This is a genomic window from Paenibacillus sp. BIC5C1, from assembly GCF_032399705.1.
GTDB classification, from domain to species: Bacteria; Bacillota; Bacilli; order Paenibacillales; family Paenibacillaceae; genus Paenibacillus; species Paenibacillus taichungensis_A.
Genome location: NZ_CP135922.1, coordinates 4024437 through 4047470 on the forward strand (window position 1 = coordinate 4024437; position 23034 = coordinate 4047470).

At 44.7% G+C, this 23034-nt stretch carries 16 protein-coding genes; 8 read left to right on the forward strand and 8 right to left on the reverse strand.

Going from position 1 to position 23034, the window contains the following annotated elements; all coding sequences use genetic code 11:
* Positions 1 to 360 precede the first annotated feature (360 nt).
* On the reverse strand, positions 361 to 1767 hold the full coding sequence (locus RS891_RS17880; protein WP_315792717.1) for a family 4 glycosyl hydrolase: 1407 nt from the start codon (positions 1765 to 1767) through the stop codon (positions 361 to 363).
* A 177-nt stretch (positions 1768 to 1944) separates the two neighbouring features.
* Here RS891_RS17880 and RS891_RS17885 point away from each other — a divergent pair, with 177 nt between their 5' ends.
* Positions 1945 to 2796, forward strand: a complete 852-nt coding sequence (locus tag RS891_RS17885) for a helix-turn-helix domain-containing protein (protein WP_397386963.1) — start codon at positions 1945 to 1947, stop codon at positions 2794 to 2796.
* A gap of 67 nt (positions 2797 to 2863) precedes the next feature.
* Here RS891_RS17885 and RS891_RS17890 read toward each other — a convergent pair whose 3' ends face one another.
* Together RS891_RS17890 and RS891_RS17895 are read right to left on the reverse strand one after the other, a co-directional pair.
* Complete coding sequence (locus RS891_RS17890; protein ID WP_315792721.1) at positions 2864 to 4012, reverse strand: phosphotransferase enzyme family protein; 1149 nt, start codon at positions 4010 to 4012, stop codon at positions 2864 to 2866.
* A gap of 122 nt (positions 4013 to 4134) precedes the next feature.
* Entirely contained in the window at positions 4135 to 5061 is a 927-nt protein-coding gene (locus tag RS891_RS17895) for an ArsR/SmtB family transcription factor (RefSeq protein WP_315792723.1), read from the reverse strand.
* A gap of 172 nt (positions 5062 to 5233) precedes the next feature.
* On the opposite strand from RS891_RS17895, the gene RS891_RS17900 reads away from it, so the two are divergent.
* The 4 genes from RS891_RS17900 to RS891_RS17915 all read left to right on the forward strand — a co-directional run bounded on the left by RS891_RS17900 (position 5234) and on the right by RS891_RS17915 (position 10500).
* Positions 5234 to 6727, forward strand: a complete 1494-nt coding sequence (locus RS891_RS17900) for an arabinosylfuranosidase ArfA (protein WP_397386964.1) — start codon at positions 5234 to 5236, stop codon at positions 6725 to 6727.
* A gap of 339 nt (positions 6728 to 7066) precedes the next feature.
* Positions 7067 to 8671 (forward strand): type 2 periplasmic-binding domain-containing protein, encoded by a 1605-nt coding sequence (locus tag RS891_RS17905; protein ID WP_315792725.1) that lies wholly within the window; start codon positions 7067 to 7069, stop codon positions 8669 to 8671.
* Between the two features lie 32 nt (positions 8672 to 8703).
* Positions 8704 to 9594, forward strand: coding sequence for an ABC transporter permease (locus tag RS891_RS17910; RefSeq protein ID WP_315792727.1), 891 nt, complete (start codon positions 8704 to 8706; stop codon positions 9592 to 9594).
* 15 nt (positions 9595 to 9609) lie between these two features.
* Positions 9610 to 10500: a carbohydrate ABC transporter permease gene (locus RS891_RS17915; RefSeq protein ID WP_315792729.1), complete on the forward strand. Its 891-nt coding sequence runs from the start codon at positions 9610 to 9612 to the stop codon at positions 10498 to 10500.
* Positions 10501 to 10607: 107 nt separating this feature from the next.
* Here RS891_RS17915 and RS891_RS17920 read toward each other — a convergent pair whose 3' ends face one another.
* From RS891_RS17920 to RS891_RS17930, 3 genes are all read right to left on the reverse strand, one after another.
* The gene (locus tag RS891_RS17920) at positions 10608 to 12350 is read right to left on the reverse strand and encodes a cache domain-containing sensor histidine kinase (RefSeq protein ID WP_315792731.1); all 1743 of its coding nucleotides are present in this window, start codon (positions 12348 to 12350) and stop codon (positions 10608 to 10610) included.
* 22 nt (positions 12351 to 12372) lie between these two features.
* A complete protein-coding gene (locus RS891_RS17925) occupies positions 12373 to 13995 on the reverse strand; it encodes a helix-turn-helix domain-containing protein (RefSeq protein ID WP_181586641.1) in 1623 nt (540 codons plus the stop codon).
* A gap of 211 nt (positions 13996 to 14206) precedes the next feature.
* A complete protein-coding gene (locus tag RS891_RS17930; protein WP_315792735.1) occupies positions 14207 to 16471 on the reverse strand; it encodes a glycoside hydrolase family 3 N-terminal domain-containing protein in 2265 nt (754 codons plus the stop codon).
* Between the two features lie 200 nt (positions 16472 to 16671).
* Here RS891_RS17930 and RS891_RS17935 point away from each other — a divergent pair, with 200 nt between their 5' ends.
* Positions 16672 to 18693, forward strand: a complete 2022-nt coding sequence (locus tag RS891_RS17935) for an ATP-dependent DNA helicase (protein ID WP_315792737.1) — start codon at positions 16672 to 16674, stop codon at positions 18691 to 18693.
* Between the two features lie 146 nt (positions 18694 to 18839).
* On the forward strand, positions 18840 to 19367 hold the full coding sequence (locus RS891_RS17940; RefSeq protein WP_315792738.1) for a DinB family protein: 528 nt from the start codon (positions 18840 to 18842) through the stop codon (positions 19365 to 19367).
* A 3-nt stretch (positions 19368 to 19370) separates the two neighbouring features.
* On the opposite strand, the gene RS891_RS17945 is transcribed toward RS891_RS17940, so the two are convergent.
* The gene (locus RS891_RS17945) at positions 19371 to 20447 is read right to left on the reverse strand and encodes an NAD(P)H-dependent flavin oxidoreductase (RefSeq protein ID WP_315792740.1); all 1077 of its coding nucleotides are present in this window, start codon (positions 20445 to 20447) and stop codon (positions 19371 to 19373) included.
* Between the two features lie 132 nt (positions 20448 to 20579).
* Between RS891_RS17945 and RS891_RS17950 the strand changes: the two genes are divergently transcribed.
* The gene (locus RS891_RS17950; protein WP_315792741.1) at positions 20580 to 21455 is read left to right on the forward strand and encodes a LysR family transcriptional regulator; all 876 of its coding nucleotides are present in this window, start codon (positions 20580 to 20582) and stop codon (positions 21453 to 21455) included.
* A 133-nt stretch (positions 21456 to 21588) separates the two neighbouring features.
* Here RS891_RS17950 and RS891_RS17955 read toward each other — a convergent pair whose 3' ends face one another.
* On the reverse strand, positions 21589 to 22767 hold the full coding sequence (locus tag RS891_RS17955; protein ID WP_315792330.1) for an IS110 family RNA-guided transposase: 1179 nt from the start codon (positions 22765 to 22767) through the stop codon (positions 21589 to 21591).
* Positions 22768 to 23034 lie beyond the last annotated feature (267 nt).

Here is a 23034-nt window from a genome sequence, read left to right on the forward strand (position 1 = left end):
AAAGAGGCTACTCGTCAAGTTATACACTGACAAGTAGCCTCTTTTTGCATCATAATCCGCGCGAAGACGCAGAGCATCCCTGAGGGGATCTGCCCTGTTTCACGCGTGATTATAAAATCCGCTGCCCTTGCCAGCCTCTCTGGACTGAATTAAAGGTACCAGTATTCAATTACATTTATTATTTTAGAAAACGCCGCAGATGTCAATGTCATTATTATCCAAAGGTTATAAAACCCTTCTACAACAAGCTATTTTTATACTTATTTATCTTTTCAAATAAACTAGCACTTATTAATAAAATCAAAGACCACGTAGTTTCCTTCAGAAGGGTCAACGTGGTCTTTGATCGTTATCTATACTCTAGGTATACTGCAGTCTGTCCTTGTACCAGACGTCGGGAATCATATCGCGCTCCAGTTCCAACAATTCATGAATGATCTTGTCCGCATCACTAATGGAACTCACGAGCGGGTCGGTGAGCATCGCCCTTCTCAGTTTCTCGTAGCTCTGTTCCAGAACAGCTTCGACCGTCAGCTCATGCGTATCCAATACAAGTTCTTGCATACCTCTTACACCTCGCGGCATCTCGCCTACATGAATTGGTTTCACTCCATCCATGCTCACGTCGCATAGCACTTCCAGGAACGAATCGGCATTCATATTGGTTACCGCGTCTTGATTAAGCGTATTAATGAAAAACTTCTTCCCCAAATTTCCTACCATGTTCTCAATGATATCCGTCGCATGATCCGGGCCAAAGGTACTCATGTAATCGGCAATCGGGATATTCCCCGCAAGAAAGTCATCTACCTGACGCCACATTTCGTCATGACGCTGATACCTGTCCTCTGTCTCCCAGATGGACAATGGCGAGATAGCGTCTCTAGTCTTGCCGAGACCTTGCCAATACCGAACGTATTCCTTCGTATGCGCCGTGCAGGTGGGGATGATTCCGAAAATATCATACAGTTCGTAGGTAATCGCATCGTTAAAAATAGCTTTTGCGCCGCGATCACCGCCGTTGTTCTCATCACCTGCCATTTTGCGCATGGCTTCCGCGATTAGGGGCATCACATTTTTCCCTTCGAATTCAGCTTTAAGCAGCCAAGTGAAATGATTGACGCCAGCGATGCGGAAATCGAATCTCTGGTCGATCTCTTGGGTGAACTCGTCTGACTTTTCGATAATTCCCGCTCTTACAGCGTAATAGGCTTTCTTATGCGGCATATGATGACTATCGCACAGGGCAAATGATTTCAGCTTCGGCGCATAGCGATGTAATGCGATACCATGAACGGTAGACGGATTAATATAATTAATGACCCAGGCATCAGGACATAGCTCTTCAATGTCTCTGGCGCATTCCATAATAACCGGAAGCTCTCTCATTGCCCTAAAGATCCCACCCGGGCCAATCGTATCGCCGGAACACATGCGAATGCCGTATTTTAGAGAGACTTCGCAGTCAATTCCCCGATATTTGACCGATTGCTCTGCAAAGCTAAGCACAACGAAGTCAGCTCCCGGCAGCACGTGTCTTCGGTCCACCGAACCCTCAATCTTCAAGGATACATTGTTCTCACGAGCAACCATCTCTGCCAGTTTTACCATTTTCGAGAGCCGCTCCTCGTCCGTATCCACCAAAGCCAGCGTTCCCTGATTCAGATATGGGGAGTGAACCATCTGCCAGATGGACTGACGACCGAAAAACAGACTGCCTGCCCCTATAACGACTACCTTTGGATGCTGTGTGTTTGTAGCATTCATCAATAACCCCTCCTCGTAACGATATAATTTCATTATAGGTGAGCGGGCTAGAATCGGAATGTGTGATAGTTTTCAAAACATGTCATATGGTACGATAATCAACAACAGATAAACCATTGGTTATATTAGTTAGAAATCGGAGGATGTCATAAAGTGGAGAGAGACGAGATGAACAAAATGCATGCAGGGACTGTAAATATGAGTATAATCGATGAACTTTCGGAGTATATCACACTGCGCATGAGCTCTTATTTGGAACAAACTCACGACAGCAATTGGATGGAGCACAAGTCTCATTCCGATTATGATCTGTGGTTCATTACAGCAGGCTCCGTCCAGATCACCATCGATGGGATCGAACATATGGCGGACCCGGGTGACATTGTATTTTTTTATCCGGATATGCCCTATCTGGCTTCCACGACTGGAGAGCAGTGCCGATTCATATACATGCACTTTGATTTCAGCATAGCTGAGCAAAAGCGAATTCTGGGCGAGTTTCAGCTGCCGGGGATCGTACCGGGCAACCTGGTTCGGGATGAGTCAACGCTGTTCACCTCATCCTATCGAAGGTTCAAGCAGGACAGCGGCGCATTCGGAAGTCCACTCTATTTGAAAGCTTCCTTACTTCTCGTCATTGCAAAAATTTTGGAGCTTCACGGGCATGGTCTGTATAACGGTGAATTTCTAAAAGACCGAAAACCGAGGAAAACGGAAGGAAGTCTGGAGGTTCTGCAGAACGTATTCCCCTATGTGGATGCGAATCTGCATCGTATCATCCGAGTTAGCGAGCTTGCAGCCATTGCAGGAGTCTCTGAGAAATATTTTATTTCTTTATTCAAGAAAATTTTAGGTATTACGCCGGGGCAGTACATCAATCAAATCAAGATGAATCGGGCACGAGACTACTTGTACGAGAAAAAGTATACGATCCAGCAAATTGCCGGATTTCTGGGCTATCCCGATCCCTTCACCTTCTCCAAAGCATTTAAAAAATTTTACAACGTGCCTCCTTCCAAATTTGAATAGAGCGCCATCACTAAACAAAGAGGCAACCGGTATATGCCGGCTGCCTCTTTGTTTAGTCACTGGTTATTCATGCTTCAGGTGTATGTTCCTCAGCACTCCTCATAACGTTAAAGGGTGCTTCACTAGAATACATGTCATGGAAAAATCCCCTGTACAGTATATCCTCTTCCAGACATTTAATGAGATACAACAGTTCATCGTCATCCTCAGGTTCTTCACCAGTATGCTGCAGTTCCTCAAATTGACCTAGAATATTCTCCAAAAGGGTGACTTGAATAAATAAAGGCAGCTTCTCCAACATCGAATCTTCGATCTTGGTTTCGGAAATATAACCAGCGAGGGCGGTTTCAAAATAATCATCCATGAACGATTTCCGTTTACCGGCGTCAGGTTCGAATTGGATCCAGCCCACACCATGTGTCCAGAGATCTGCCAGGTCATACATATACCAACCAAAGCATGAATTATCGAAATCATATACGGTGATTTGACCATTATCAAAATCGATTGAGTAATTCCCATCGTTATAATCGAAATGGATCATCCCGAATGTTTCCGGGTTTGTATCCAAACCTTTTAAGGTATCCTGGAGCTCGACCATCTTCCCCTTAAGCAGTAGGAATGATTCAGGTATCAAGTTATTGATATATTCATCTTTGTAATTGTCAAAAAAATGATGCCGGCGATGGACAGGACTATACTCTTTCGATAATTGGTGCATTTTCCCCAGGACTTTACCGCAATTATAATAGTATTCGGTAAGTGGAACACCTTCCCGATACTGATAATTATTTTCTACCAGCAACTTTCCCTTGGCCTTCACAAACATACTGATAAAGAACGTATGCTCATCATAAGTGATCTCTTCAAACAGATGGCCCTTTTTCGAGTTGACTACATTCGATACACTTGCCTCATGCTCAAATAAATAACGGACAAATTCCAGTTCTGCCAGGAAATCTTCTCGCTTTCTGTCAGGCAAAAAAGACACTCGAAGGATTAGTGATTCACACCCCTCTTGCTCACAGGTATAAACGACATTCCGCCCACCCTCATGAGGTGGAATAAGCTGAATGCTGTAACCCTCCAGATCGAACAACTCCGATACCAATGCCAGTACATGCGTGTTGCTGATGTTAACAGCCTCGTTAAAATTAATAATAATCTCCTCCAGTAAACATTGTCGGGACGGTTTCCCGCACTGCAATGTCCACAAAAGGAATCCCTATCCCTCAAATATCCTTCTGTGAACCTAAAGCACAATCACCTTGTTAGTCATTTGAAATTCGCTCCTTTTTGTTCAGATGTGTATATCTTATCCTATAATTCCATATTATTCTAGCCTTCTTGTAACAATGCTGTCTCGTAATAGTACCGAATCAAAATGTCCTGATCGTAGTTGCCGAACCCCTTCCCGAACAGCGTAAGTCCACCCCGGCCGGGTACCACTTCTTCCGGGGTTAATCGAATGGTCCAATATGGAGCAGCATTGAGATTCAAATCATGTATTCTTACATCCGAGATGCGCTGGCCATCGATAAAGGTTCCTTCAACGTTGATACGAAGCACTTTCAATACGCCGTACTGGTTCACATCGGCATGCCACCACTGCGGCGTGAGTCTGCCCTTACGGTCTCCAAAGTCACCCGGGCTTGTCCAGGTTCCGAGGTGATGGTTATTAAGTGTAAAACGGATGTCCGACGGCCAGTTTTCATTAACTTGTGGAGCCTCCGAGCCAAGCTCCAGCGATATTTCGATTTCACGGAGTTCCTGATCTTTGTACAGATAATTAGGGACCTTATATTCAAGGAAGCCTCGTGCCAACCAGAGTATGCCCGCATTCACCCGGCTGGGATCCATGAAGCAGGCTGGCGTGTCGTATTGTCCAATCATCTGGGTTGTCGTCGCGAGCCCGCATGTTGGCCACGCTTCGTAATCCGTATATTGCCCTACCGGAATAGATACCTCGTGGTACGGTACATCGAGCGGTTCAGGTGACAGATTGATCAGCATAAATTCTTGCTGAATAAAACAGTACTTATACGTCCCGCCGTTCTCCCGTTTCATTCGACTGCCTACAATCCCGGCCTTTTGCAGCTTGCTCACATGGGTACTAACGATGGCTTTACTCAGATACAGCTCCTTGGCGAGCGCATTAATGTGCATTTCTCTGTTCAGCAGCAATAAACGAACGATATGTAACCGGGCTTCACTCGCGAGCGCTTCGTAAATGATCAGTGAAGATGCATCCGTACCAAGCATCATCTGTTTCACTCCCCTATTTTGAATTCGCTATTTTACGAACCCTGTAAAATAAACTTGCTCCCATATTGGCATTATGATACACATAGATTAAGAAATCAAATTTCCGATTTCGCTTTAGAGCGAATCCAATAAAATTCATTCTATGGAGGTTTTCATTTTGCTTACATCCAAGATGCTTATTGATAAAGAATTTCAGGTAGCCGAGGTGGATCCGCGTCTTTACGGTTCCTTTGTTGAACATTTGGGACGTGCCGTTTACGGTGGCATTTACGACCCTGGTCATCCTACTGCTAATGAACAAGGTTTTCGCCAAGACGCCATTGAAGCAATCAAAGCGCTAAATGTGCCCATTGTTCGTTATCCAGGAGGGAATTTTGTATCCGGTTACAATTGGGAAGATGGTGTGGGGCCTGTAGCGGAGCGGAAACGCAGACTTGAGCTTGCCTGGTGGACCATTGAAACCAATGCGGTCGGCACCAACGAATTCGCGGATTGGGCGAAACTTGTTGGAACCGAGGTCATGATGGCAGTTAATCTCGGCACCAGAGGCATTGATGCGGCAAGAAACCTGGTGGAATACTGCAACCATCCTTCGGGTACCTATTGGAGTGATCTGCGTATTTCCCATGGTTATAAAACCCCTCATCAATTTAAAACGTGGTGTCTTGGTAACGAAATGGATGGACCTTGGCAGATTGGAGCCATGACCGCTAGCGAATATGGCCGAATTGCCAACGAAACGGCGAAGGCGATGAAATGGGTCGATCCCAATATTGAACTGGTGGCATGCGGTAGTTCCAGCCGAGGCATGAGTACTTTTGCAGAATGGGAAGCGACTGTTCTTGATCTCTCTTATGAAAATGTGGATTATCTGTCCTTGCATGCGTACTACAACAATAACAAAGACAACACATATGACTTCCTGGCTACATCGCTGGATCTGGATCAATTCATTGACAGCGTCGCTTCGATCTGCGACTATGTGCAAGCTAAGAAACGCAGTAAAAAGAAATTGATGCTGTCGCTTGATGAATGGAATGTCTGGAACTCGATTGGCACAAGCCGAGCCGAAGAACGCTGGCAGATTGCTCCTCCGGAATTCGAAGATGTATACACACATGAAGACGCCTTGGCCGTAGGATGTTACCTTATTACGCTTCTCAAACACGCGGATCGTGTAAAGATGGCCTGCCTTGCACAGTTAATCAATGTCATTGCCCCAATCATGACCGAGAATAACGGAGCCATCTGGTTCCAAACAACGTATTATCCGTTCATGCATGCATCCAACTTCGGACGTGGCACCGTGCTTCAGTCCATCGTATCTTCTCCGAAGTATGATTCTAAGGAATTTACGGACGTGCCTTACCTTGAAGCGATCAGCGTACATGATGATGAAAATGGAATCATCACCATCTTTGCGGTGAATAGGCATCTGGACGAACAAATGGAACTCCATGTGGATCTTCGCTCCTTTGGGGAAACGACTTTCATGGAGCATATCGTAATGGAGAACCCGGATTTGAAAGCCGTTAATACCAAGTCGAACCCTAACAATGTTGTTCCTCATTCTGGCGGATATACCAAGGTGGATCAAGGAAAAGTCCAATCGATCCTGACCAAAGCGTCATGGAACGTCATTCGTTTTAAAACACAGCAGGCTTGAGCTAACTATATATGGACTACCTAAATAATGATTGATAAGCATGATGGATGTTCATCACATTAAACAAAGACCTCCAGTCTTCTCACGAAGCTGGGGGTCTTTTGGTGTTTCATTAACCCACAATTCAAATCTATAAGAGGATTTTGGAGCCATGAGTAAAAAAAGATTTGGTGAAAAGTAAAAAAAGTGCACAGACCAATTTTATCATTCCTCCACTTTAATCCAAAAGTAAAAAATATGCGGATTCTCGTCAATAACCTTTATATCCCGTTCTCGCTTTCTCGTTTAGACTATTTTCAAGAAAACGTATTCAAATAGGATACTCAAGGGGGAAAGGAAATGAACAAGAAAACCAAGACTTTAATGTTGTCCTTATGCATGTCGACCCTGTTACTCGCTGCCTGTACGAATGGAAGCACTATCGAGAAAGGTACATCCAATACCGATTCGGATGCCAACGAGGGCGGAATAACGACCATACACACCGTAACGTCAGAATATACTTCTGCCAAATATCCAAAGGGCGATGATATCACAAACAATGTGTGGATTGAGCGATACAAAGAACAGTTTAATATCGATGTCAAAACAGACTGGGTCAGCGATGAATATGATACCAAATTGAATTTGGCTATAGCATCGAATGATCTTCCCGATGTGTTTAGGGTTAACCCATCACAGTTAAGGCAGTTGGTCGAAGCAGATATGGTCATGGACCTTACTGACGTCTTTGAACAACACGCTTCAGGACGTCTCAAAGGCTACATGGAAGCAGATGCAGACAGTTATGAATCAGGTAAGAAGGACGGCAAGCTGTACGGGATACCGCAAATGCACTGGGGATTAATTGAACAACCAGACTTCATCTGGATCCGAAATGATTGGAAAGAAGAACTGGGTCTCCAGGATCCAAAATCTGTAGAAGACATCAAGAACATTGCACTTAAATTTATGGAAAAGCACGGCGGGTATGGTATAGCAATAGATCAATCGCTCGATTACCTCAACCTGCTCGCCATTGCATGGAATGCGCATCCTGATATGTGGATGGAGGATAGCAGCGGGAAACTAGTATATGGTTCAGTTCAGCCAGAGATGAAAAATGCACTGACTGAATGGTCCGAATGGTACAAGCAAGGCATTATTGATCCGGAATTTGCAATCAAAGACTTTAATGCGATGAACGCGGATATCGTAGCAGGCAAGGTGGGCGTACAACCTTATTACCAGTGGTGGGGTTATAATCCTGGTGTCGATACAGTAGCCAATCTGGGAAAGGACGCAATCTTCTATCCGTATATCATCCCTACCATCGATGGAAAGGAAGCGAAACAATCCATTTTCTTCGCCAACAACAATTATATTGTCATGAAAAAGGGATTCAAGAGCCCTCAAGAAGTGATTAAGATTTTGAATGACTATGCTTACATCGTTGATGAAGGCAATGGCAAGGAGTCCAAAGAAACACTGTCCGCTCTGCTGGACAACGATATTGCACATGTAGTAGGGGCGTTCCGTGTACTTAATCCGAATTCCGATTACGAGCAGTTCGAAGCTGTATCAGCAGCCCTTCAATCCGAGGATACCAGTGGACTCACAACTTCGGGAATGTGGCAGAAATATAATAACAGTGTTGAGTTTATGAAAAATGCAACACCGGGAGCAGTGGGTGATTATTTGCAACAAGGTGCTCCAAAGAATGCGTATGGTCTGGCTAAGAAAGTACTCGATAACGAGAACTACACAAAGACGGCATTGTGGGGTGTCTCACCAGAGGTGCTGTCGAGTTACGGCACAACGCTGGATGATATCCTGACTGAAGGCTTCACCAAGATCATTATGGGCAGTGAAAATATCGATTATTTCGATGTTGTCGTCCAAAATTGGCGAGCAGCCGGTGGCGATGAAGCAACCCAGGCAGTCAATGACGCCTACGGAAAATAATAATGCGGTTGCCAAGAACGGAGGAATAATGAATGCTGAGAAAATGGAAACAGCAGAGTCCCTACCATCTCATGTTGATCCCGAGCCTGGTCTTGGTCTTCATCTTTAGCTACATCCCTTTTTACGGACTTATTATTGCATTTCAAAAATACAATCCCGGTCTCGGTTTTAACTCTCCATGGGTCGGATGGGATAATTTTTCGCATGTATTTAGTCAGCCGAACTTCGTAAGAACCATCTGGAATACGCTGTATATGTCCGTCTTCAAGATACTCGGCGGCATTATCGTGCCCGTTATTTTCGCATTACTGCTTAACGAGGTACTGCACAGTGGAATCAAACGTACATTTCAAACACTCGTATACATTCCGAACTTTCTTTCTTGGGTCATTATGGCTGGCATCATGCTGGATATACTTAGCTCTGATGGCATTATCAACACATTTCTAGGCGTGTTCGGGATTGCACCTATTTCTTTTCTGGGCACACCGTCCATATTCCCTTGGACCATGATCGTAAGTGATATTTGGAAAGGCTTTGGATTCGGGACGGTTGTATATTTGGCAGCTCTAACCAGTATTGACCCTGGTCTATATGAGGCAGCGGTTATTGATGGAGCTAAACGTTGGAAACAGACCCTCTACATTACTTTACCCCTTCTCATGCCAACGATTGTCTTAATGACTGTGTTGTCACTTGGTAACGTCCTCAACGCCGGATTCGACCAGATCTATAACCTGTATTCCCCTGTCGTGTATCAGACTGGAGATATTATTGATACCTATGTATACCGTCTGGGAATTCAGCAGGCTCAGTATTCGATTGGTACCGCTGTCGGATTATTTAAATCCATCATTTCCAGTGTTCTCGTTGCTGTATCGTACTTCCTGGCCTACAGGGTAGCAGGCTATCGTATCTTTTAAGGAGGAACTACCATTATGATCTATGATAAAAGTGTAAGTAGGCGCTTGTTCCATATCCTAAATTACACGATATTGCTTCTAATCTCCCTTCTATGTATCCTACCATTTATCAACCTGTTGGCTGTTTCATTCAGTAGCAGTTCCGCTGTATCTGCGGGAAGCGTGACGTTCTGGCCAGTTGAATTCACGACTAAGGCTTATGAATTTGCATTAACTGGAGGTTCATTTTTCTCCTCTCTCTGGGTGGCGATCCAACGAACTGTTCTCGGAACGTTTGTGAATCTGGTTCTGATCGTACTCACAGCCTACCCGCTATCCAAATCCAAACAAAAATTGATGGGTCGTAACATCTACATGGGATTCTTCATTGTGACCATGTTATTTAGCGGAGGATTAATTCCTACCTATCTGGTGGTCGTCAAAATGGGATTGATTGATTCGATTTGGTCTCTGATTCTGCCCGGAGCTCTACCCGTGTTTAGTATGATTATTCTTATGAATTTCATTAGAGGTTTGCCAGAGGAGATTGAAGAATCGGCAATTATCGACGGTGCCGGGCCTATACAGGTATTGCTTCGTATTCTACTGCCGCTCCTCAAACCCGCTCTCGCAACGGTCGGTTTGTTCAGTATCGTCGGCCATTGGAATTCATGGTTCGATGGCATTATCTATATGAACAATCCAGCCAATTATCCATTACAAAGCTACCTACAGACCCTGCTGCAAAGCTTTGAGCAAATTATGCTGAAAGCTGGATCAGACTATACTCAATTGTTATCAATGATGAACGCCAGAACTGGGCGCGCCGCTCAAATGTTCTTGGGTGCCATTCCGATTTTACTCGTTTATCCGTTCTTGCAGAAATACTTTACCAAGGGTTTGGTACTTGGTAGCGTCAAAGGGTAATTAAAAGAGCTTGCAGTTAATCCTGCAAGCTCTTTTGGTGTGTTCACCCTATGTAACATAGTTGGAATCGTTCTACTATGGTAAACATATGCATGAATCCATGTTGACTACGTTATTTCTATGATGGCAGGTAACAGAATGGTAAAAGTCGTGCCTTCTCCAATCTGACTAGCCACCTGTATTCCATAAGGCTTGCCGAAATGAAGTTGAATACGCCGCTGCACATTATGCAGGCCGATTCCTGTTCCTTTGTCTGCTTCGAGCTTATCTTCCATAAAGTTCTGAATCGTATGTTGATCCATACCAACGCCATTATCGCAGACTTCGATTACAATATCACTGCCCTGAGGTTGAATCCGAATGCTAATAGCCCCGTCTTCTTCGAATTCAGCCAAACCGTGAAAGATCGCATTCTCCACAATGGGCTGCAGGATCATTTTGGGCATATAATAATCGAGCAGTCTCTCCTCAATTTCATAATTCATCTGAATACAGTCGTAGTACCTGACATTCTGGATCGTCACATAATTCGCTATATTATCGATTTCTTCACGAATCGTTACGAGGGTTCCATCGGATCTTGTTGCATAACGAAGCATCGAGATTAATGCATCTGTCATTTCCACGATTTTGTCGGCCTGCTGCATGGAGGCAATCCATTTCACTGAACCCAGTGTGTTATACAGGAAATGAGGCTTGATCTGGTCGTGAAGCGCACGCATCTCGGCCTTTGCTTTCTCTATTTCTTCCTGCTGCATTCGCTCAACCATAAGCTTCAATTCATGTGACATCTTGTTAAATCGAACCGATAAATGCCCAATCTCATCGCGAGAACGAATATGTTCAACTTGTTCAAACTGCCCCTTCTCGACCAAAGAGATATTGCGCAGCAGCTTCTTGATGGGGGTGGTGATGACATGAGATAGAAAAATCGAAATAATGGCAGCAAAAAGAACCAGAACAATGGACAGTGTCACCAGATTATGCCCTAATATTTTGCCGTCCGCAGTCAGCTCATCCAAAGGCATGTATAAGTATGTAGTCCATTTCTGCTGACTAAGTGGACTGGTCACCACAACATTTAATGATTCGGGTGGACGAACATTGTCCCGGAACAATGTACCGATTAAGCGGTCATTCACGTTATAAACAATTTTGTCATTCTCATCGACGATCATGAACCTGGAACGTAGCCCTTCCTGCAAATTACGATTAACGATTTCGATGAACTTTATATCAATGCTGACGACAATCACGCCAAGCAGTTCTCCGCTAGCCACATCATGAATTTTGCGAGCGTGTGACACTGCCAGAATTTTATTCTTTAATTGCTCATCGATCCGGGTTGTCAATGTGATGGTTCGATCATTATCATGCATGAATTTTTTGAACCACAATTCGTTCGCCACTTTGAAGTCCGGGTCAATAGGCTGGTTAGGACTGACAAACAGATCTTGCCCCCCGTTCAAATTATAGAGGTAGATGGAAAATACGCGATCTTTCATCATGATATAATTCATCAAAATATTGTACGCGGCAATCTCATTTTGTTCATCACCCTCTCGCAGAAAATCCTGGATCGGAAAGCTTCCTTCATGGGTTGCAGATAAATTGTTGCTAAGGCCATTACTGGCAAGCAGCGTGATCTTCTCAATTTCCTTTAGGAACTCGTCGATGCGAATATTCGTCTGCTTGGCCAGATCGGTGAGCAGATTGGTGTAATTTTGTGCCAATAATCGCTCTGAGGAATAATACGAACTAATCGTCATCACAAATACAGGGAGAATGATGACTGTAATACATATCACCATGATTTTGTACTTAATTCGTAAGGGCTGGGCGTGCTTCATATGCTGCACCTCTATTCACGGATCATATTAATCCCTGCTGTTGTTCTCGATATTCCTCAGGAGTAAATCCTACGGATTTTTTGAAAATCTTACTGAAGTACGTGTAATTATGGTAGCCCACCTTGTCAGCGATTTCATATACTCTCAGTTCCCTGCTCAATAGGTAAGCCTTGGCATGTTCAATCCGAACACGTGTCAGGTAGGTGATAAAGTTCTCTCCTTTTTCCTGCTTAAACAATCGACTGAGATACGAAGGGTTGACACTGATCTGGTTAGCTATACTCTGCAACGAAATATCCTCGGCATAATACTTGTCCATCAACTCAATTGCGAGGTCTGTGTAAGAACGTTCCTGCATGATCAGGGAATCGGTTTTAAAGTAATACGCGATATGAGCCAGCATAACTTGGTGAATATCCTCCCAATACTCTCCCTTCAAAACGATTTCGTAAGGCGATCTATCGGTGAATGAAAGCTTGCCTCTTTCAGTAGCCCGTGAGAGATGGGAGTGTATGGTTTCCATCACCCTGATATATTGCTTGCGAATACTGCTCTCATCTGCTCGTTGCACCTCCAAATCAGAGCGGATTTCTTCAAGAAATTCCTCAGCCTTTATGTTGTCTTTACTCACCCATAATTTAAGGAAATCTCGTTCCTGCTCCGGACTGAGCACTCCATTCACTTCTCTCCGAGCTGGAGCTTGAATCACGTCCGCGTAATACAGAATCTGGTTACTGCCTTTAAAGAAACTTTGTTTTAGGGCGAATTCTGCTTCTCGACATGCCTTTCTTATGCCATGAAAACCGGAAACAATTGTACTTACACCCGCTGAGAGTGACAGATTCATAAAATCCTTGATTGAAGACAGAAGCTTATTACATAATTTGTTTAGATCAGCTTGCACAGACTCACTCCCAGGAAGAACATTGACAATAACCCAATATTCAGATGAGCTTTCCACGAAAATCTCTTTCTCCCATTTGGATGGAATGATCTCTTCCATAATATTCAGAATAGAGAATCGAAGTAGTTTTTCCCCCTTCTCGACATATTTCCTCTTCGCGTCCTCGTAATAGTTGACAACAAACTGGATGACGACCAACTTGTCTGATCGTATACGGAAATGCATTTCTTCAGCTTTGGATATCATATCCTTTTCATTTATGAATCCGCTTACAACATCTTGGAAGAAGCTATCTTTTAGATGTCTCAGGCTCTTGAAATAGTCATGTGTCATAAATGGTACGTTAGTCTTAGTGTCACGTTCACTTTTTAATTTCTCTTCAATGGTGGTAAGAAGATCAACTAGAGAGCTTTCTGTAATCTCACTTTTAATCAAGTAGTCTACAGCCCCAAGCTTCAGTGCCTCTTTTACATAAAGGAATTCGTCAAAATTGCTCAGGATGACATATTTGCAGGTTTTCAGCAAACAAGATGCCTCTTGTATGAGCTCTAACCCATCCATGATCGGCATCTTGATATCGGTAATAATTAGATCGGGGGTCACTTCTAGCGCGAGTTCCAACGCTTCCTTCCCGTTCCCCGCTTCTCCGGCAACATAGAAATTGTACTCTTCCCAGTTTAGCATGGAACGAATTCCAACCCGCATGAGCAGTTCATCCTCTACGATCATCAGTTTATACATGAGCATCCTCCAACATGAACCATTTTCACTATTTTACCATTAATCCAATTATTGCAAAGATGTCTAGCCGCCCTATTGATTGTGATTTTTAAGCGTATCACTGTTCAGAAAAGATAATGCCTTAGCATGATCGACGAAACGCAAACCCAAACACCAAAAATACTGATTCCGTATGTTGGAATCAGTACTTTTGGTCAGTACTAATCGTACTTTAATCCGTTCTCACAGGTAACTTACCCTCAGCTTTCCGTTGGCCAACCAGCACTTTGATCCCTGCTGTCGTATTGGGCTCCTGCTTTCCGTACACGGCAAGCCCTGATCGCACATTCTGTAAATAAATCATCTCGTACGGGTTGCCGAGCGACAATAGGGAGTATCGCTGATTACTCCTGTTCATCGTATCAATCAAGGTTTGATAATCGGACCATCCGAACTCACTGGCCACGTTACGGAACTGGTAAGATGCGAGAATGACGTAGTCAGCCTGTCCAATCGCCTTAAGGGCTTCATTCGTCTTCCCTTGTCCAATAAGAGAAATTTCTGTCTTCAGAGATAGGTTACTTGCAGCTTGTATCAGTTGCTTCTCGAGTTGCTTTCCCTGTTCCTGTTCAGCTGCGAGAATAACGACCCGGTCACCTTGCTGAATTTGATCCGGAAGTACACCCTCGCGGCTGGCCAATACGGTGACCGCTCTCTCTGCAATTTCCTGCTCCACCGCCCGATGCTGCTTCGATCCAATGACACCGTTAAGCTCGTTTAGCTTTTGCACCAGAGTCTGGCTGCGTTCAAACAAACCATATTTGGCTTTCAGCTCCAAAATTCGTTTTACTGAAGCATGAATGGTTTCGTCCGGGATCTTCCCGCTCTTCACCGCGTTCACCAGCGTTTGATGTGCAGCCGCCGGATCTTTTGGCATAAGGATGATATCAACACCTGCAGAAACAGCACGTTCCACGGCTTTATTCTCTCCAAAATGCTCCGCGATCGCCTTCATGGTAAATGCGTCAGAAATGATCAGACCCTCGTATCCCAACTCCCCTCGAAGCAGTCCGGTCAGCACTTTTTTGGATAAGGTTGCAGGTATGGGCACATTCTTTCCGTCTTTGAATGAAGTAACATGCTCGTTATCAATGGCAGGGAAAGCAATGTGTGCAGTCATGATCATCTCGACCCCGTTTTCAATCGCATCCCGAAATGGTTTTAATTCTACCGCATCAAGTCGCGCCCGGTTATGGGTTAGTACCGGCATACCGAGATGAGAGTCTACGGTTGTATCCCCATGCCCCGGAAAATGCTTAACTGCCGCGATCACCCCGGATTGCTGTAGACCCTTTATTGTTGCTAGACCAAGCTGCGTCACCAAATTCGCGTCTGAGCCAAACGATCGTATGCCAATGATTGGGTTGTCTGGATTGCTATTTATGTCGAGCACTGGCGCAAAGTTGATCTGTATCCCCAGTGCCTTTAGCTCTTCCCCTGTCAACTGACCAGCCGCTTCGGCCAATGCCGTATCTCCCGTTGCGCCGAGCGCCATTTGCCCCGGCAGATTCGTCCCGCCCGGTATCCGCTTAACGACGCCTCCTTCTTGGTCGATGCTAAGAAATAAAGGAATATCACCGGCTTCTCTTTGCATGTCATGTGTGAGCGTTGTCAGCTGCCTGATATCTACAATATTTTTATCGAAAAGAATAAGCCCGCCCAAATCTTGATCATGAATGCTGCGTTTCAGTCCTTCATTAACGGTCGTAGTCACTTTACCGTTCCATTGCCTAATGTCCGGCATAAGCATCTGGCCGACTTGTTCGCTTACGGTCATATAGGATATCAGCTTGTCCCAATCTTGAGTACGAATAGCCGCTTCGCGTTCGAACCGAATCACTCGTGACATAAACACAGCATATTCCGCTCGCGTGACCGTTTGATTCGGACGATAGGTACCATCCGAATACCCGCCGACCAAGCCGTTGGAGCTCAAGATGAGAATGGGTGCCTCAGCCCAATGTTGTTTCGTATCTGACCAATTGGCTGGCTGCTTGCCTTCCAAGAGTGAATACGCACGCGTAAGGAATGCCGCAGTTTCGGCGCGGCTAAGCGGTGCGTCCGGCCGGAAGGAGCCACCAGGAAATCCGCTGGCAAGTCCGTTTTTTGATGCTAATGCTATTTCCCGATAAAAGGGGTGCGTTGTCGGAACATCCGAATAAGTCGTTGTACCTTCCACCGGCTTCTCCAGCTGTTGAGGATAAAGCTCCCGCACCATAAACGTGACGGCTTGCGCCCTGGTTACCAACCCTTGGGGCTTAAATATTCCATTTCCATACCCTGCGACTGTTCCACGTTCGGCCATATACTCGATACCGTCTTCTGCCCACTTCGAATGCTGCAGATCGGTAAAACGTTCTTCCGCATCTGCACTTCCTGCCCATATGAGCATAGAACCGAGAACTGCACCAAATATCGCTATCATTTTTAGTTGCATCTTTTTCACTCCTGTTGCTGTTCTATGTAAGATAAATAGACGCTTTTGATATACGTTTTGTTGCGTTTGGTCGCTGTTTTTATCGCCCTGCTACTTATCCCCCTAAGATCACTTGACTGTTGTCGCAGCATCTAAGATAATTACAGTTTGACTAAAAAATTCCTTACTAGAGGACCATTTATTTGGAAGGGGGGATCATTATGAACTGGTTAAATGAACTCTATAAAATAAATAAGCGCGATTCAAAAAGAGAAATCGAACGATCCTTGGTTGACGCCATCTTCCGAATCTATGATCGGTTTCCTCGAATTGGCCTTAGAGAGCGAATCGGGCAGCAAGAAATGTCTCTCGATATAGCCGATGCTTATATCCATGGGCATAACGCTATGATTGAAGCTGGTGTCGGAATCGGCAAGTCTTTTGGCTACCTGATACCCAGCCTGCTCATGAATCAAATATCCCAGAAACCGGTCATTATAGCTACATCCTCCATTCAGCTTTCGGAACAGATACATAAAGATTTACGGGTCATTGGCAGTCGGTTGGGCTTTACAACGGTTCGCTCTGTCGTTGGGAAAGGTATGGGCCAGTATGCCTGTCGAAGTAGGGCCGCGGAATGGACTAGGCCTGATGATCCGAACACCTCACTGTCTACCCTTGCCCAGCGCATTTTAGATTTTGAAATTGATGAAAGAGCGGATATTAAAGCTGGAATTAGTGATGCCGAATGGTCCAATTTTTCCGTAAATGATTGCAAATTTGAACGTTGCCATCATAAAAATGCATGCTTGTTTTACGATATGAGAGCTAAATTAAATGCAAAGGCTCATGAGATTGATTTTATTATTGTGAACCAGGACCTGCTCATACGGGATTTGATGAAGAAAAAAGAAGGAACCAAGAGTATCATCTCGGAACAGCCTGCTCTGATCGTCATTGATGAAGTGCATAATCTGGAAGCAAAAGTTCGAGATGCCAGAACGCTCGAGTTCACTTATCGGGGAATCTGCCGCATACTGGATAACACTGCGCAGCTTCTCACGAAGCAGTCCGGGGATAAAAGTCTTTTTTCGCAATCCAAGTTTATAAAAAAATGTGCCCAGCGTATCTTCCAACAGATAAACGCGGATTTGCTACACCATGCCAAGCAGGATAGCGATCGTATAAAAGTGTCGGAGATCAAAGGTATACCGTTAAACCAGGTCTCGAACGATTTGAAAGATCTCAGTCTTCGCCTTTCCATTTTGACCTCCCGCCATGAGCGGGAGATTGATGACGCTTTTGAAGCTATCAACGGGCTTATTACCCTCATCCATGTTTTGGCTGAAATAGAGGATAACTATCTCATATGGGCAAGCAGTCCACTGGGAGTAGCCACGATCAGCATCTGTCCCAAAGATATAAGCCAATTTCTGAAGTACGCTTTATTTAATGGAAAGTCGCCTGTTATCCTAACGTCGGCAACACTGTGCCAAGGCGGGGAGACACTGGAGGAACAATACTCTTATTTGACGCAATCCCTCGGTTATAAGGGTGAATTTATGGATCGAAAATCCTCCCCTTTTGACTACACCAACCATACCATGATGTACATCTCGAACAAGGTTCCATATTACCACCATGATCAGCGTGAAAACTATCTTGAAGCAGCCTACAACGAATTGGTTCAACTTTGTAATTTAACACAAGGAAGAACAATCGTCCTTTTTTCAGCAAAGGAGGACATGAAGTACATTCATAAGAAGCTGATTTCGAGAACCAATGAGTATACATGGGCAGTCCATGTTCAAAAAGAAGGATCTTCCCAGGACAGTGTCATCACCGAATTCAGGAAAAGCAATGGTGTACTCCTTGGTACCGGTGTATTCTGGGAAGGTGTGAATATTGAGGGTCCCGACCTGTCACAGGTCATTATTTTCCGGCTGCCCTTCCCTGTTCCTTCGGATCCTATTTATGAATATAAGGCATCTGTAACGAAGAATCCGTTCATGGAGGTATTTGTACCGGATATGCTTCTACGGTTACGGCAAGGAACTGGACGTTTAATTCGCAGTGAAACAGATCTTGGCATACTCAGCATACTAGACTCCCGTCTCAGTACCGCGGCAAAAAAGAGTTACCGGGCACAGGTGCTGGACACACTGCCTTTCAAAGAAGTGACTGAGGATTTTTCGATTTTGGAGAAGTTTGTTCAAAAAAAGGGGATACGGCGTACGGATTGAAAGTGAAACAACCCAACCATATAACTGCTCAAATCACATGAAATAGGTCCTTCCGCCCATAATTCGGAGGGGCCTATTTCAATGCTGGAAGTAAGATATATGCTACAATATATTCCAGATCAATGAATCCCAAAGGAGGCATTTACATGGTTGAAAGACCAACTACAGAGGAGTATGCAGCTTTTTATGAAGGGTACATCCAGCTTGTTCCCGAAGGAAACATCCTCGAACGGTTAGAGCTGCAAGCCAACATCGTACAAACTTTGCTTTCATCAATGACAGAGGAGCAAGCAAATTATCGTTACACCGAAGGCAAATGGAGCGTGAAGGAAGTCATCGGCCACCTTTTGGATAACGAACGCATCATGAGCAGCCGATTGCTTCGCATCGCCAGAGGTGACAAAGCAAATCATCCTGGCTACGATCAAGACGCGCTTATGCAGAGCGATCCTTTCAACGCATATACCGTAGCCGATTTGAACGAAGAATATGCCGTTACACGCCACTCAACCATTCTTATGCTCCGCCGCCTCACACCGGAAGCTTGGCTCTGTAGAGGGATCGTCAGTGATAATCCTGCTTCAGCTCGTTCGATTGCCTATATTATGGCCGGACATGAGCTTCACCATTTATCAGTACTTCGCGATCGTTATTCGCTGGATGTGCAATTATAATCACTACTGAATAATAGCTCCGGCTTCTTCTACAATTTGAATAATGATATCGCTTGCAGATTGGTTATCTGTTAACATTCTCGTTCCCTGACCTGCCCAAAGGGCCATATACTCGGGATTATTTTGCTTAGCAGAAGCATTTCTAATCTCTCGAGTTAATGTATTTTGGGTAGGAAAGGTCAGCGACTTCATGCTGGATGCTTCCCAATGTTGTATAAAGACGTTCTTGATGCCACGCGCTGGCCGTCCAGAAAAGGCATTTGTAATTACAGTGCTTTCCTCTGTGCTATCAAGCAACGCACGTTTATATACCTCATGTGCGCCAGACTCTATTGATGTCAAAAATCGAGTCCCCATTTGCACCCCTTGTGCCCCTAAAGCGAGTGAAGCCACCAGTCCTCTGCCATCCATAATTCCTCCGGCAGCAATGACAGGAATATGGACGTGATCTACAATTTGTGGGACAAGTGCCATGGTTCCGATATTTGCTCCACTGGACTGAGATGATACATCAAAAGTTCCTCGATGCCCTCCTGCTTCACTACCTTGTGCAACAATGACATCACATCCGCGCTTTTCCGCTTGAATAGCTTCCTCTACCGTGGTGACCTTACTTATAATTTTGATGCCTAACGATTTTGCTTTCTGCACATGAGACTCGGAAAGCAATCCAAACGTTGTACTAATAATCGGAACTTTTTCGTCCAGCAAGATAGCAAACTGTTCTTCAAAATGATTGGGAGTACGTATTTCATCTTGAGTACGCTTCTTCACACCCAAAGATCCTCGAATCGGTGTCAACTCTTCATTTACTACCTCAAAATTCGTATAATGATCCGGTCCAACATGAGCAAAAATATTTATGGCAAACGGTGCTTGCGTCCGTTTTTTAATCTCATGTATGGCGCCTCTTAGTTCCTCAGGACTCATATAGGCAGCGCCTAACGTCCCTAACCCACCTGCATTAGAAACCGCAGCGACTAGGGGTGCCATGTTTGCAATACCGGCCATCCCTGCAAGAACGATTGGATAACGAATATTGAAGCTTTCACAGAACTTACTGTTTAATTGAATAGACATCGAGGTTACCTCCTCATCAATTCGGATTCCATTCTTTATAGTTTACATCGAGTTTATCCATCTTGTATAATCCGTAAATCAGATGTTATATATCATGATTTCAGATAGATTGTTTTCTAAAGGAGGGTCAACTTGGATATTCACTTGCTGGAGATTTTCATCCAAACCGCTCATGAAGGAAGTATTTCCAAAACAGCAAAAAAACTAAATTATGCTCAATCCAATGTTACACACAAAATTCAACAGTTAGAGGCGGATCTTCAGACCATCTTATTCTATCGCCACAAAAAGGGAGTTACACTTACTCCTTCTGGACAAGTTTTAGTAGGTTACACCGAAAAGATTCTAAATACCATTAACGAAGCTAAAGCCGCAGTAGGAAGCAGCTCCATTCCTTCAGGTCCTCTGGTTATTGGTTCTATGGAAACCACTGCAGCAGTGCGGCTGCCTTCCGTTTTCGCACAATATCATTTGAAATATCCGAATGTAGATTTCTCTTTAGTTACAGGGCCAACAGAAAAGCTGCTTCATGGAGTCCTGCATTATGAGCTGCATGGAGCTTTTGTTTCCGGTCCGATTGAACACCCAGATCTCACGCAGGACAAAGTCATTGAAGAGAGGCTTGTTCTTGTTACTTCACCCAATTATCCCCGGATACTATCGATTCATGATTTACAAAATCATACGATGCTCGTTTTTCCCAAAGGATGTTCATACCGAGCCAAGCTTAATACTCTCCTACAAGAAGAAGGATTATTGCCTGTCAAATTAATGGAATTCGGAACACTCGAAACGATAATTGCTTGTGTTAGCGCAGGCATGGGCATTACATTACTGCCTTATTCCATCATTGCGGATTATGAAGTACGTGACAAAGTAACCTGCCACTCCTTATCGGAGAAGTATTCTTCAGTATCGACCATGTTTGTTAAACGAAAAGACACCCTCATTACACCGGCGCTATCTGCTTTTTTAGATGAAACTAAGAAAGAAATTCCCCAAAGCTAGCTGCACCGTTAAAACAAAAACCAGCTAATGTTTGTCAAGCATTTCAGGTTGGATGAGTTCTCTTTTCGTGTTATACTTTTTTCGACCAACACGAATAACCTCCACGGCCATGGAGGTTTTGGTTAAATATGGATTACGCTTGGTAGGGCTGCCCCTTCTGCAAGATGGCGAAAATGTGATGCAACAGCTTGTTCGCGCAAGCGATCACAACCACCTTGTAGGGCTTGCCCTCGTTTCTTTTTTTCTCGTAGTACGAATGGATTCTTGCATTTGCATTCTTCCGCATTCCGCATTGCACCGCTAAATACAGCGATCGTCTGAGCCTTTTAGAGCCTCGTTTCGTGATTCGTGTACTGGTCGCTGTGAACTTTCCTGAACTGAAAATCCCTGGGTCAAGGCCTGCAAACGCCACAAGTTGCTTCGCATCACTAAACTGTTTTACATCACCTAGTTCAGCTACAATAGCTGCCGCCAATTTCATTCCAATTCCCGGGATGCTTTTCACAAGTTCAACTTCGGGTAGGCTTGCCGCTATTTCCTCCATTTGCTTTTCGAGCCCCTCCAGTTGCCCGATTATTGTCAGCAATAACGTGACCATCCCGAGAAGAGCCTGGCTTTGAGACGGACTACGCCGAGTTTTTTTCCAGTCACACAGCATTTCCTCCAGTTTTCCGACTTTTTCAATCGCCCACTGCTGGGAACGAGATTTTCGTGTGCCTCCTTGAATAATTTCAATCCAATCCGCTGTACCTTCCTCTAAACAACGGGCTAGTATCGTCAATGACGTTACCGAAAACACATTCGAAAATAACCCTTCGTACCTCGGAAACACTTGCTCCAATAGGGCTCTACTGTTCAGTTTTGCCTGCACAAAGATTCCTGTAACGAATTCATGCTGCCGTGTCAAATGTTGCAACTCCGTATACGTCTCATCCCAGGTCCGGTGCGGCTTCACGTCGCCACGGTAGTACATCTCTGCCAGATGCCAAGCATCCAGTGCATCCGTTTTGACTTTGCGTAGCTGGGCTCCCTTGGCTCGTTTGGACTGCAACGGATTCACCATATAGTAGGTGTAGCCACTTCGTTCCAAGTACGAAACCAATGCGCGATGGTAATGCCCTGTCGCTTCCAGAACCACCACGGGCGCCAAGCCCGTTTCGGCCTGAAGCGTGTCTAGCATGACCGAGAAACGTTCGAATCCATTCTTTTCATGTATAATCTCTACTGCTTTGCCATACGGTTCATTTCTCTTCCTAAACGCTTGAACTACACTCGAACCTTTGGCAACATCCACACCGACAACAGGTTCCATGTCCTCACTCCTTATCTTTTGTTTCGCCGGTCCTTTTCCACGATGGTTCCAAACCCATAGCTTCGCTTGTTATACGGGGTCAACTGCCCCTACCAGCCCAAACATGGTCTTTTGGAGGTCGTGGGAGAACTGTTTTTGTTACGAGGTCCTAGCCCCTAAAGCCGCCACGTTCTCCCGGCTCCCCCCATCGTAAAACGACCACAAAAAAAGGCCAACCAGTAATTACTGGCTAACCTGATAATACGAAAAAGCCGCTAAACCAGCGAC